This window comes from Photorhabdus africana, assembly GCF_035181445.1.
GTDB classification, from domain to species: Bacteria; Pseudomonadota; Gammaproteobacteria; order Enterobacterales; family Enterobacteriaceae; genus Photorhabdus; species Photorhabdus laumondii.
Genome location: NZ_JAXBVE010000026.1, coordinates 43161 through 55488, shown reverse-complemented (window position 1 = coordinate 55488; position 12328 = coordinate 43161). Strand labels below are relative to the sequence as shown.

The window sequence follows — 12328 nt, the reverse complement described above, 5'->3', positions numbered from 1 at the left end:
GTCAGCACAGCCTTAATCAGTTAAATTGTGCCACACACCTTGTCGATAAAATTGGCTGAGAATTTCATATCCTGCATAATTTGCTCAACCATATTACGCTTACGGTCAGTATTGGTGTTAGTAATGACCCAAAAAGGTGTGCCCGGAATGTGGCGAGGTTTAGTTTGTTTACCACTGGCGAGCAATGTCTGTTCATCACCAGCAAAATAAACACGGGTACGACCATGCATGGCATAAGTCGTCTGGGAAAAACTTTCACTATTCAGGCTGTATAACGTAGATAAGATCAACATAAAACGCTCAACAGATTTTTTCTTGTCAGAATAGTCATCTGAAAGTAATAATTCGCGTATCACACGGACAGAATCACGCTGGCGGGCTACTGGTGCTTTCTCCACAGCACTGAGAGGCTGTACATTTTGTACTGGCTGCTCGGCATTAAATTTTAGCATTCGCCGTAAAATATCAGATGCACTTTCACCAATATGTTGTGTGTGGCTGGCAATATAGCGGTAAAGGTCTTCATCAACTTCTATCGTTTTCATTTCTATCCAGTACTGTTCTAAATAAAAAATTTTCACAGATTATAAAGTATAAAAAGAGAAAACAAAACAATTAAAATTTCAATAACTTAAAAGTATTTAAACATGAAAAACAGCATAATAAAATATCCGCTTTTCATCTAAAACAAATCAATCAGTTACATAAATATTGTGAATATAAATCTCATGGTCAAATGTCATATCAATCTTTTAATACCACCTATTTAGGCGTTGATAATCACATTATAATTTATTCTGATATTATACCCTAATAACGATAAAACTTGGTTTCAACATTGCCGATAATAAATTTAATTAAGGGAGATGAGACTGTGAATGGGAAGATCGATTATAGACAGTAAAACAGTTTAAATTCATGGAGATGTATGTTTATTACCATTAAATCTTGACAGAAAATGCGTTTTAATAAATTACACGCCTTACCAAGATAAATCGTAACTATATAAATTATATGGAAAATTGGCATCGCCATTATTGTATTTTCAATGTAAATTATAGAGTCAATAATTTCAATCATTAATTGTTTAAATCATAATATCTATTCTTTAAATTTATTCTTAAAAATTCATAAGATTATTATTAAATCCAGATCTCGTACAAATAAAATCACTAACACTTAAAAATAAAATAGATTTCCATTGCTTTCAATATTAATACACAGTTGCAATAGTGATGTTTTAAAAAAGTCCAGTCAGATATATACAATTATTAATTTTGAAATATATATCTGACCTTATAATTTAATCAATAAGTGAAAGTTGTTGCCGTAAATAGGTACCTGAACCTAATAATCCTGGTTGTGGATGAGTAATCAAATAAACAGGAATCTGTTGTACTAACGGTTTAAAGCGCCCTTTATCTTCAAATCCATGAAGAAAGTTCGATTGCCCAAAGAAATCAAGAAACCGCGGCACTATACCACCAGCGATATACACACCACCAAAAGTTCCCATATTTAACGCTAAATTTCCACCAAACCGCCCCATAATTTCACAAAATAGTGTCAGAGCACGATGGCAATATTGGCAACTTTCATCCAGTGCTCGTTGCGTCACGGTTTCTGGTTCTAAATCTTCCGGCTGACGATTATCCAAAATGGCAATGGCCTGATAAAGGTTTACCAACCCACTACCGGACAAGATTCTTTCTACTGAAACATGCCCAAATTTACGCCGCAAAACAGCCAATATCGCATCTTGTTCTTCACTATTCGCGGCGAAATCTACATGACCACCTTCACCCGGTAAACTTACCCATTGCTTGTCTACCTTGATCAAATGAGCAACACCAAGGCCAGTCCCTGCCCCGTAAACTGCTATCGGTTTGTCTTTAACCGCTTCTCCTCCTCCTAATTGAAGCTTGTATTCTTCTGTCAGCATTGGAATAGCCATAGATACAGCCGTGAAGTCATTGATCACATCTAATTTTTCTAGCCCAAGTGTCCGTTTCAGCTCACTAATAGAAAATGCCCATTGGTGATTGGTCATTTCTACCCAATCACCGTTTATCGGGCAAGCAATAGCAATACATGCATAAGTCACTACTGTTTTTTGCTCCGCTAAATAGTGACTGATAATAGATTCTAATCCGGCGTGTTGTTTTGCACTATATGTTTCGATCCGCTCAATAACCCCATTTTCCAAATTGCAAAGTGCTAATCTGGCATTAGTGCCGCCAATATCAGCAACAAGTCCGTAGAGATTCATTTTTATATCCTAATAATTAGCTAGTACAATAATTAGGTAAAGCTTATCCCATCCGGCATTATTGGTATAGATCGTTTAGGCGTGAATAACCTGCACTCATCCCGGTCATATAGTTATCTATGCTTCCGGGGATTCGCTTCCTTACCGTCACGATGCATCTTGAAATCTTTAGGGTATATATCTTCAGGCCAGCGCTCACGCGCTGTTGTCTCGCTTTTATGCGAATTTTGTCTTCTGAGATGGTGAGTCGTGCGGGATGACTCGGCCTACGGCCTTATCCTTCAAGTCAGCACTATCAGAAACACGGCTTGTCAATCTGATGGACCGGAAAAGAAATATTATTCTGTTATTTAACAAAAAATCATATTTTCCCACAATTTATGATGATCTTTCATCATGATAATACCGTCAATTTAGTATGAGCCCCTCATGTTGATATTTCGTACTTTAGGGGGTAGACTAACTACGTTAGTTGAAGAGTAACGCGCTAAAACCGAGGCTACCAACCTGGTGAATAGCATTAAAGATAAATCACCCTACTATCTAAGGGTAAATGCAAAAAAACCAACCTCACCAGTTGGTTTTTTTGTTTTTATCTATTCACGTTCTAATCCATTGAATCAGGACAAAATAAACTTATAATCAACGGCTGTTAGTTTAGAGATAGTGTTCTGACCGTGTATCTACTACGCAAGTTTTCTTAAGCCCTGGCTGAAGTACAGGTGGTGCTGATTCAGTGCCTCAGTCAGAGCGCGTTACTCTTCAACTAACACTGATGAGAACCAGCCTGACAGGCAGTGTAAAGGCAATGGCTGGGTAAATCGCGCTCCCTAACAGGAGCAAAACGGATGAAAGCATTCAAAGCCTTTATTGATACTGCTATCATCGTTCTCAAAGCATTAGTTGCGCTTTTAGAATTGATCCGCGCATTTCTGAAATAGATAACGGAAACGTAGCTAAGGTCATCGGATTAACCATCCGATGGCCTTTAATATTCATATCGGGCCAGCGCTCACGCGCTGTTGTCTCGCTTCGCTCGGCTCGAACCTGCGACCCATTGATTAAAAGTCAACTGCTCTGCCGACTGAGCTAACGACCCATCTATAGGGGAACTATTCTGGATATCTTTTGGAGTGGTGGGTCGTACAGGATGACTCGGCCTTCGAGGTTTTCTTCACTTCGTTCGGTGACTACTGGTTTCGTTTGGCAGGCTTTGTTAAATAACCGGATCTGTAGTACGACTAAAGGTATGGAATAAATTTGTAAGTCATGCTGGCAATTTTAGAATTATAAGAGTACTATGTACTCTAGGATAAAGGAGGTTTTCCAGTGAGTCATGCGATAGAGTTTATCGAAACCAGTATGTTTACCCGACAGATAAAGGAGATTGCCACTGATGATGAGCTTAAAGAACTGCAACGAGAGCTTATCGAATCACCAGATAAAGGTGATCTAATACGTGGTACTGGGGGGTTACGTAAAATCAGAATGGCTATAGGCTCACAAGGAAAAAATGGTAGTGCCAGAGTTATTTATCTTCTAGCAACTGAAGATATTATCTATCTGGTGATGGCTTATCCGAAAAGTAAAAAAGATAGCTTAACGGATGCCGAGAAAGCAGAACTGAAAAAACTAACAAAATTACTAAAAGATGAGGTGTAACATGAGTTTTTTTGACGAATTGAAAGCATCCCTAGAAGAAGCAGTTGAAATTAAACAAGGTAATAAAGCCGCAGCGCGTGTAACCCGATACGAAGTTGCCGACGTTAAAGCTATCCGTGCTCAACTTAACATTTCACAGGCAGAGATGGCGGAGGCTTTAGGCACTAGCCTTGATACAATTAAAAGCTGGGAGCAGAAGCGTCGAAATCCGACAGGACTAGCGGCAAAGGTGTTAGCTATCATCCAAGAAAACCCTAGTTTTTATAAAGCCCTGGCGACGCATTGATTAGCCGGTGTGTCGTACAAGTATTAAAGTTACCTACCACATCTCGGTTCTACCTGTTTCCAAGAGACCATAGTTTGAGTGTTCGCATTACTCGTGACTTTTTTTACTGCGGGCCAGCGCTCACGCGCTGTTGTCTCGCTTCGCTCGGCTCGAACCTGCGACCCATTGATTAAAAGTCAACTGCCCTACCGACTGAGCTAACAACTCATCTGTATGATTAGATTATGCAATTTTATCTTTTTGATATGGTGGGTCGTGCAGGATGACTCGGCCTACGGCCTCGCCCTTCGGGCCAGCGCTCACGCGCTGTTGTCTCGCTTCGCTCGGCTCGAACCTGCAACCCATTGATTAAGAGTCAACTGCTCTACCGACTGAGCTAACAATTCATCTTACGGAGATTATTCGAATTTCATCTTCTGAGATGGTGGGTCGTGCAGGATTCGAACCTGCGACCAATTGATTAAAAGTCAACTGCTCTACCGACTGAGCTAACGACCCATCTATAGGAGAACTATCCTGAATATCTTTTGGCGTGGTGGGTCGTGCAGGATTCGAACCTGCGACCAATTGATTAAAAGTCAACTGCTCTACCGACTGAGCTAACGACCCGCACCAAAAATACGTGATACCGCCTGAAACAATCTTAATGAAGTGGTGGGCGATACCAGATTCGAACTGATGACCCCCTCCTTGTAAGGGAGATGCTCTACCAACTGAGCTAATCGCCCACTTCATGATGATTATAACTGCTTCTGTATCACTGAATTTATGATTGGTGGGCGATACCAGATTCGAACTGATGACCCCCTCCTTGTAAGGGAGATGCTCTACCAACTGAGCTAATCGCCCAATCATAAAATCATTCTTATCACAACGAGATGGTGGGCGATACCAGATTCGAACTGATGACCCCCTCCTTGTAAGGGAGATGCTCTACCAACTGAGCTAATCGCCCCGTCGTGATGGAGTCGCATTATAGGGATAGTTCAGAGTGAGTCAACGCTTTTTCTAGAGAAAAATATCGTTCGTCTCAAAATTAAACAAGGGTGAGATAATTATCGTCACTATAGGCTGCAGTTTAGACAAATACACTGACTTTCCTCAATAACTTCCCGTTAACAGCATTGAGGAATTAAGGTGCAGTGATAAAATGACCCCCACTTTTATTACTTTAAATCACCAATAACGTTCATTGAAAAGTGAAACGTAATTAAGGCAATCCCCGATGAGTAAAATTAAAACCCGTTTCGCACCAAGCCCAACTGGCTATCTCCATGTTGGCGGTGCTCGTACCGCACTTTATTCCTGGTTATATAGCCGCCATAACAAAGGCGAATTTGTATTGCGTATCGAAGATACTGACCTTGAACGCTCAACTCAGGAAGCTATCAATGCCATTATGGACGGTATGAACTGGTTAAATCTGAATTGGGATGAAGGCCCTTATTATCAGACGAAACGTTTTGATCGTTATCATCAGGCAATTGATCAAATGCTAGAGCAAGGCAGTGCCTATCGCTGCTATTGTTCTAAAGAGCATCTGGAAGCGTTGCGGGAAACTCAAATGGCAAATGGCGAGAAACCGCGTTATGACGGCCGTTGCCGTGATAATCCATGTCAACATAACCCAGATCAACCCCATGTCGTCCGTTTCCGTAATCCACAGGAAGGTTCTGTTGTTTTTAATGATCAGATCCGAGGCCCAATTGAGTTCAGTAATCAGGAGCTTGATGATCTGATTATCCGCCGTACTGATGGCTCACCAACGTATAATTTCTGTGTTGTTATCGATGACTGGGATATGGAGATCACCCATGTCATCCGCGGTGAAGACCATATCAATAATACACCTCGCCAAATCAATATCCTGAAAGCTCTCGGCGCTCCCGTGCCAGAATATGCACACGTTTCGATGATCCTCGGTGATGACGGTAAAAAATTGTCCAAACGTCACGGCGCAGTGAGCGTTATGCAATACCGTGATGATGGCTACCTGCCAGAAGCACTGCTGAATTATCTGGTTCGTTTGGGTTGGTCACACGGTGATCAAGAAATTTTCAGCATTGAAGAAATGACCGAGCTGTTCAGCCTGGATGCTATTAATAAATCCGCCAGCGCATTCAATACAGAGAAACTGCAATGGCTGAATCATCACTATATTAATACCCTGCCTCCAGAGAAAGTTGCCGTTCATCTAGCATGGCATATTGAGCAACAAGGTATTGATTCCCGTAATGGTCCACAGTTGGTTGATCTAATTAAATTACTGGGCGAACGTTGTAAGACGCTGAAAGAGATGGCTGAATCCTGCCGCTACTTTTATGAAGATTTTGCTGAATTTGATGCCGATGCGGCGAAGAAACATTTACGCCCAGTTACCCGTCAGCCTCTTGAGGTTGTCCATGCAAAGCTGGCTTCAATTACTGATTGGACACCAGAAAATGTGCACCATGCCATTCAATCCACCGCTGATGAACTGGAAGTCGGTATGGGTAAAGTTGGTATGCCGTTGCGTGTTGCTGCTACCGGGACAGGTCAATCCCCAGGAGTGGATGTCACTATTCATGCTATCGGGCAAACCCGCACTCTATCCCGTATTAATCAAGCGCTGGAATTCATTGCTCAACGTGAAACTCAATCCTAATTAATGCACCCAAGGCATCACTTATCACATGTGATGCCTTTTTATTTTCAGAAAATCTCATTTAATTGCCACCTTTTTACCACTTTCTTAAACACTCTCTATTTCACTTCAACCCATTACTCAACCTCTATTTTTATTAACTCATCATAAAATTGATGGCTTTTTCAACGCTTGTTGTGAGAATGACAAGTTAGCCGTTGACAGTATTTGCTGGGTTTCATATTATGCGCCCCGTTCCATTAATTTTGATTGGGGCTATAGCTCAGCTGGGAGAGCGCTTGCATGGCATGCAAGAGGTCAGCGGTTCGATCCCGCTTAGCTCCACCAAATCCTTCATATTGAAATAAGGTATTTGGTCCTAAATTAGGAAATACCACACTCGTGGGGCTATAGCTCAGTTGGGAGAGCGCTTGCATGGCATGCAAGAGGTCAGCGGTTCGATCCCGCTTAGCTCCACCAAAATTATCAGGCCCTGAAAGCCATGCTTTCAGGGCCTTTTGGTTATTACCCTATCTAATCACTATCATCGATTAAAAAACAAATGCCAACCTTGGCTAGCCTTTTTTCAATGGCTTCACCAACGAATCTAGTCCCTCTAGTTTTATTGCTAAAGTCATCTCCATCAGCGCACCCAATTTACCTTGTGGAAATTCACCCTTACGCGCGAACCACAATAAATACTCTTCCGGTAAGTCAATGAGCATACGCCCTTTGTATTTACCGAACGGCATTGCAGTATTAGCAATTTCTATCAGGTTCTCTTTTTCCATAATTTGCACGTCGATAAGGAGAAATAGGGGAAAGGGAAACTGCAGCATCCATCATGCAACATTCCACGATAAAACGTTATCTTTTACAGTACCAAACCTGCAATAGCCGCAGACAAGAAACTGACAAGCGTTGAACCAAACAGGAGTTTCAAACCAAAGCGGGAAACGACATTACCCTGTTTCTCATTCAAGCCTTTAATCGCCCCTGCCACAATCCCAATGGAAGAGAAGTTAGCAAAAGAGACCAAGAATACCGACAAAATACCCTGTGAACGAGGAGATAGTTCTGTCACAATTGATTGTAAGCTGTGCATCGCCACAAATTCGTTAGCAACCAATTTAGTTGCCATGATGCTACCAACCTTCGATGCTTCATCTGTGGGAATCCCAATCACCCAAGCAAATGGATAAAATACGTAGCCGAGCATTTCCTGAAAGCTCTTCTCAAACACCATGCTGAACAACGCATTAACCGCCGCAATCAGGGCAATGAAACCAATCAACATAGCAGCGACAATGAGGGCCACTTTGAAACCCGCCAAAATATATTCACCTAGCATTTCGAAAAAACTTTGACCTTCGTGAAGATTGCTCATCTGAATATCTTCTTCACTGTCAACAGCATACGGATTAATCAATGATAGGATGATAAAGGTACTGAACATATTAAGCACCAGTGCTGCTACAACATATTTAGGCGCTAAAATTGTCATGTAAGCACCAACGATTGACATAGAAACCGTTGACATTGCAGTCGCCGCCATCGTATACATACGACGCTCAGACATTTTTCCCAGTACATCTTTATAAGCAATAAAGTTTTCAGACTGCCCAAGTATCAAAGAACTCACTGCGTTAAATGATTCCAGTTTACCCATGCCGTTAACTTTAGACAGCAGAGTACCAATAACCCGGATGATGATTGGCAATAGTTTGATATGCTGCAAAATACCAATCAGCGCAGAAATAAAGATAATCGGACACAATACATTCAGAAAGAAGAATGCCAGTTTTGCATCCATCATGCCGCCAAAAATGAATTCAGTCCCTTCACCCGCATATTTCAGTAAATGCTCAAACAAACCAGCAAATCCCATGACAAATTCCTGACCAATACCAGAATTCAGGAAAAACCAAGCTAAGATAAGTTCAATAACAAGCAATTGAATAACATAGCGAGGACGAATACTTTTACGGTCACTACTCGCCAAAATAGCAAGGCCACCAATGACAATCAAAGCTAAAAAGAAATGCAGGATTTGAGACATATCACACTCCAAACACGATAGAAAGCGAGTTTTTATCAACGCATTATCTTGAAATCCATTGGGTATAGATATTACATTAGACTGAAATAATTCTTGCTGTAAACCTTTACTTAATGAGTCTGACCACATTTTTAGCTGAATCGTATAAAATAAACTTTAAAAACACCTTATCGCACATAACTGATTATTGAGAAAAGCTCTCAATAATCAGTATGTAAATAAAAAGTTATTCACCCAACAAACGGATCATTTCTGCTTCATCAATAACCGGAATATTTAATTCATTAGCTTTAGCTAATTTTGAACCGGCAGCTTCACCCGCAATCACCAAATCTGTTTTCTTAGAAACGCTGCCCGTCACCTTTGCTCCAAGTGCAACAAGTTTATCTTTGGCTTCATCCCTGGATAACTGATGCAATGAACCGGTCAATACAACTGTTTTACCCGAAAATGGGCTATCAATCTTCTCAGTTTTCGTTACGACGACCAGTTCCCAGTTGATGCCGATATTATCAATCAGATCGTCAATAACGGCTTGGTTATGAGGTTCAATGAAGAAGTTAACAACATGTTTCGCCACTACTTCGCCAACATCCTGAACCTCTTTCAATGCTTCCTCATCAGCGGAACGTAATTTATCCAGTTCGCCAAAGTGAGCAGCTAAATTAGCAGCGGTCGTTTCCCCAACTTCACGGATACCCAACGCATAAAGGAAACGGGCAAAGGTGGTTTTTTTTGCTTTTTCCAACGCATCTACTACATTTTGGGCAGATTTCGGCCCCATGCGATCAAGCCCGGTCAATTTACCTGCCGTCAGCCTGAAAAGATCCGCCGGGGTTTTGACATACTCTTTATCCACTAGCTGATCGATAATCTTTTCTCCCATGCCGTCAACATCCATCGCCCGACGGGAAACAAAATGCCTAAGCGCTTCTTTACGCTGAGCACCACACACCAATCCCCCGGTACAACGCGCGACAGCTTCCCCTTCAATCCTTTCAATATCTGCCCCACATACCGGGCAATGTTCAGGGAAAACAACTACATTACTGTCCTGTGGCCTTCTCTCTTCCAAAACACCGACAACTTGTGGAATCACATCACCGGCACGGCGAATAATAACTGTATCGCCAATCCGCAAACCTAAACGTTCAATCTCATCCGCATTGTGCAATGTTGCATTACTGACAATGACACCAGAGACCTGCACTGGCTCCAGACGTGCTACCGGTGTGATTGCGCCAGTACGACCAACCTGAAACTCGACATCACGAACAATCGTCATTTGCTCCTGAGCAGGAAATTTGAATGCCGTGGCCCAACGTGGCGCACGGGCAACAAAGCCCAATGCTTCCTGTAATTCCAGCGAATTGACTTTGACAACAACACCATCGATATCGAACCCCAATGCGGAGCGCTGATTTACAATATCATGATAAAAATCAATAACCTGTTGACTATCGGTACAAACTTTAACTTTATCGCTGACCGGCAATCCCCATTTCTTAAACTGTATCAATCGCTCGTAATGACTGGCGGGTAACTCGCCCCCCGCCAATATACCAACACCATAACAGAAGAAAGCCAATGGACGTTTAGCCGTAATACGGGGATCGAGCTGACGTAAAGAGCCAGCCGCCGCATTACGTGGATTAGCAAATACTTTTGCACCCGTGCGGCGAGCTTCCTCATTCAGTTTCTCAAACCCTTTTTGCGGCATGAAAACTTCACCGCGAATTTCAATACGAGCTGGAATATTTTCGCCGAATAGACGCAGTGGAATTGCGCCGATAGTCCGTATATTTGATGTAATATTTTCCCCTGTTGTACCATCACCACGGGTTGCAGCCCGTACCAACTCACCATTCTCATACAACAGGCTAACCGCCAAGCCATCCAGTTTCAGCTCACAGCACACAACTAAATCCTGGGTCTCTTTCAGACGGTCACGCACTCGCTTATCAAACGCCAGATAACTCTCTTCATCAAATACGTTATCCAGTGACAACATCGGAATTTCATGGCGGACTTGTTCAAAAGCCGTCAAAGGAGCAGCACCAACCCGCTGCGTTGGTGAATCCGATGTAATCAACTCAGGGTATTGTTCTTCAAGATCCTGCAATTCCTGCATTAACCGATCATATTCTGCATCAGGGATCTCTGGTGCATCCATGACGTGATACAGATATTCATGATGACGCAGTGTTGTTCTGAGCTTTTCTATTTGTTGAGCAGTTGATTTCATGATTGATAACCAGCGATAAAAAGCCCCCGACTGGCGGGGGCTTGAACATTCGATAAATTGATTATACCTGAACGCCAAGTGTGCTGCGAATACGTGCCTTATACAATTCGATTTTTTGCGGTGTCAACATTTTTCGCTCATCATCAAGCACCACACCCCCAACATCAGAAGCAATACGCTGGGCCGCCTGCAACATCAGTTTAAAATTCTGACTAGATTCTCCGTAAGAAGGGACCACCATAAACATGGAAATCCCCGGGGTCGTAAAATCAACCATTGTTTCAGGATTAAATGAACCCGGTTTCACCATATTTGCCAGACTAAACAGGACCGGGCCACTACCTGATGGGTTCACGTGACGGTGAAAAATCTGCATTTCCCCAAACTGAAAGCCAGATTGTAGAATACTTTGCAGCAAGGGCTCACCATTCAATTCCTGGCCGTGGTGTGCTGCTACGTGAAGAACCAAAACAATTTCTTTCACTTTAGTCTGAGCTTCTTTTTCGCCAGCCGCCTCCTGAGATTTTTCTTCAATCGCAGATCTGTTTTTTTCAGCCTCATTCTGCTCTTCGAATTCAAACAGACCAAGTTGGGGTTCCGGTTCTTCTGTGACTGCCCTTCTCGCTGTCGTCTCAGGCTGGCGGCCCGCCAGCAATGGATCATCGCTTTCTTCGGGCGTTGCAGCATCAATTTCTGTCAACTTTTGTTGACGACGCTCGATAGCTGGCTCAGCTTTATACTCCTGATGAGATTTCACCTGCTTATGGGCATAAGGCTTTTGCTGATTGTCGAATGCTTCATCGTCACTGTCATCGACGAAACTATTCTGACGATCATGTTTATGACGTTTAACTGGGCGATCACGAAAAAGCGAAGAACGCTCTTTACGGCTGGTCCACAACCCATGTAACAGCAAAGCTATTATTGCTATCGCACCAACAATGATTAATATCAGACGCAAATCCTGCATCATTGCGATCTCTGTTGTTTAATTAAGTATGCCACCACGGCGGAATATTTTCTGTATTAACTGTATTTGTCAAATAACACAAGTGCAAGCTTATACACACTTTTCTTATCAGAAAAATGCCTAACAAGCCTCTTTTGCATTTTTTTTATACAGAACAATACTAGTCAGTCGAAAATCCTGCCTATATGATAGCGTTTCAATCACACAGGAGAGA

General features: G+C 42.3%; 10 protein-coding genes, 9 tRNA genes and 1 other RNA gene. 6 read left to right on the top strand and 14 right to left on the bottom strand.

Features of this window, described 5'->3' with window-relative positions; translation table 11 throughout:
* Positions 1-20 precede the first annotated feature (20 nt).
* Both seqA and glk read right to left on the bottom strand, forming a co-directional pair.
* Entirely contained in the window at positions 21-545 is a 525-nt protein-coding gene (gene seqA / locus SLS51_RS15140) for a replication initiation negative regulator SeqA (RefSeq protein WP_323839522.1), read from the bottom strand.
* 758 nt (positions 546-1303) lie between these two features.
* Positions 1304-2269: a glucokinase gene (gene glk / locus SLS51_RS15135; protein WP_323839521.1), complete on the bottom strand. Its 966-nt coding sequence runs from the start codon at positions 2267-2269 to the stop codon at positions 1304-1306.
* An 848-nt stretch (positions 2270-3117) separates the two neighbouring features.
* Between glk and dinQ the strand changes: the two genes are divergently transcribed.
* Positions 3118-3210: a damage-inducible type I toxin DinQ gene (gene dinQ / locus SLS51_RS15130; RefSeq protein ID WP_272482622.1), complete on the top strand. Its 93-nt coding sequence runs from the start codon at positions 3118-3120 to the stop codon at positions 3208-3210.
* An 85-nt stretch (positions 3211-3295) separates the two neighbouring features.
* Here dinQ and SLS51_RS15125 read toward each other — a convergent pair.
* Positions 3296-3365: transfer RNA gene (locus SLS51_RS15125), tRNA-Lys, on the bottom strand.
* 233 nt (positions 3366-3598) lie between these two features.
* On the opposite strand from SLS51_RS15125, the gene SLS51_RS15120 reads away from it, so the two are divergent.
* Entirely contained in the window at positions 3599-3931 is a 333-nt protein-coding gene (locus SLS51_RS15120; RefSeq protein ID WP_165577857.1) for a type II toxin-antitoxin system RelE/ParE family toxin, read from the top strand.
* 1 nt (position 3932) lies between these two features.
* Positions 3933-4217, top strand: coding sequence for a NadS family protein (gene nadS, locus SLS51_RS15115; protein ID WP_323839520.1), 285 nt, complete (start codon positions 3933-3935; stop codon positions 4215-4217).
* A gap of 141 nt (positions 4218-4358) precedes the next feature.
* Here nadS and SLS51_RS15110 read toward each other — a convergent pair.
* The 7 genes from SLS51_RS15110 to SLS51_RS15080 form a co-directional block, all read right to left on the bottom strand.
* Positions 4359-4417: transfer RNA gene (locus SLS51_RS15110), tRNA-Lys, on the bottom strand.
* Positions 4418-4463: 46 nt separating this feature from the next.
* Positions 4464-4596, bottom strand: a non-coding RNA gene (locus tag SLS51_RS15105) — RtT sRNA.
* A gap of 43 nt (positions 4597-4639) precedes the next feature.
* A tRNA-Lys gene (locus tag SLS51_RS15100) sits at positions 4640-4715 on the bottom strand.
* Positions 4716-4750: 35 nt separating this feature from the next.
* Positions 4751-4826: transfer RNA gene (locus SLS51_RS15095), tRNA-Lys, on the bottom strand.
* A 43-nt stretch (positions 4827-4869) separates the two neighbouring features.
* Positions 4870-4945, bottom strand: a tRNA-Val gene (locus SLS51_RS15090).
* Positions 4946-4990: 45 nt separating this feature from the next.
* A tRNA-Val gene (locus tag SLS51_RS15085) sits at positions 4991-5066 on the bottom strand.
* Between the two features lie 30 nt (positions 5067-5096).
* A tRNA-Val gene (locus tag SLS51_RS15080) sits at positions 5097-5172 on the bottom strand.
* Between the two features lie 270 nt (positions 5173-5442).
* Here SLS51_RS15080 and gltX point away from each other — a divergent pair.
* The 3 genes from gltX to SLS51_RS15065 all read left to right on the top strand — a co-directional run bounded on the left by gltX (position 5443) and on the right by SLS51_RS15065 (position 7320).
* On the top strand, positions 5443-6861 hold the full coding sequence (gltX, locus tag SLS51_RS15075; protein WP_323839519.1) for a glutamate--tRNA ligase: 1419 nt from the start codon (positions 5443-5445) through the stop codon (positions 6859-6861).
* A gap of 251 nt (positions 6862-7112) precedes the next feature.
* A tRNA-Ala gene (locus SLS51_RS15070) sits at positions 7113-7188 on the top strand.
* 56 nt (positions 7189-7244) lie between these two features.
* Positions 7245-7320: transfer RNA gene (locus tag SLS51_RS15065), tRNA-Ala, on the top strand.
* 95 nt (positions 7321-7415) lie between these two features.
* Here the strand turns inward: SLS51_RS15065 and SLS51_RS15060 are convergent.
* The 4 genes from SLS51_RS15060 to zipA all read right to left on the bottom strand — a co-directional run bounded on the left by SLS51_RS15060 (position 7416) and on the right by zipA (position 12117).
* Positions 7416-7631 (bottom strand): DUF3820 family protein, encoded by a 216-nt coding sequence (locus SLS51_RS15060; RefSeq protein WP_011145708.1) that lies wholly within the window; start codon positions 7629-7631, stop codon positions 7416-7418.
* A gap of 83 nt (positions 7632-7714) precedes the next feature.
* Complete coding sequence (locus tag SLS51_RS15055) at positions 7715-8899, bottom strand: NupC/NupG family nucleoside CNT transporter (protein WP_323839518.1); 1185 nt, start codon at positions 8897-8899, stop codon at positions 7715-7717.
* A 226-nt stretch (positions 8900-9125) separates the two neighbouring features.
* Positions 9126-11144: an NAD-dependent DNA ligase LigA gene (gene ligA / locus SLS51_RS15050; RefSeq protein WP_323839517.1), complete on the bottom strand. Its 2019-nt coding sequence runs from the start codon at positions 11142-11144 to the stop codon at positions 9126-9128.
* Positions 11145-11205: 61 nt separating this feature from the next.
* Positions 11206-12117, bottom strand: coding sequence for a cell division protein ZipA (zipA, locus tag SLS51_RS15045; RefSeq protein WP_323839516.1), 912 nt, complete (start codon positions 12115-12117; stop codon positions 11206-11208).
* Between the last annotated feature and the right edge of the window lie 211 nt (positions 12118-12328).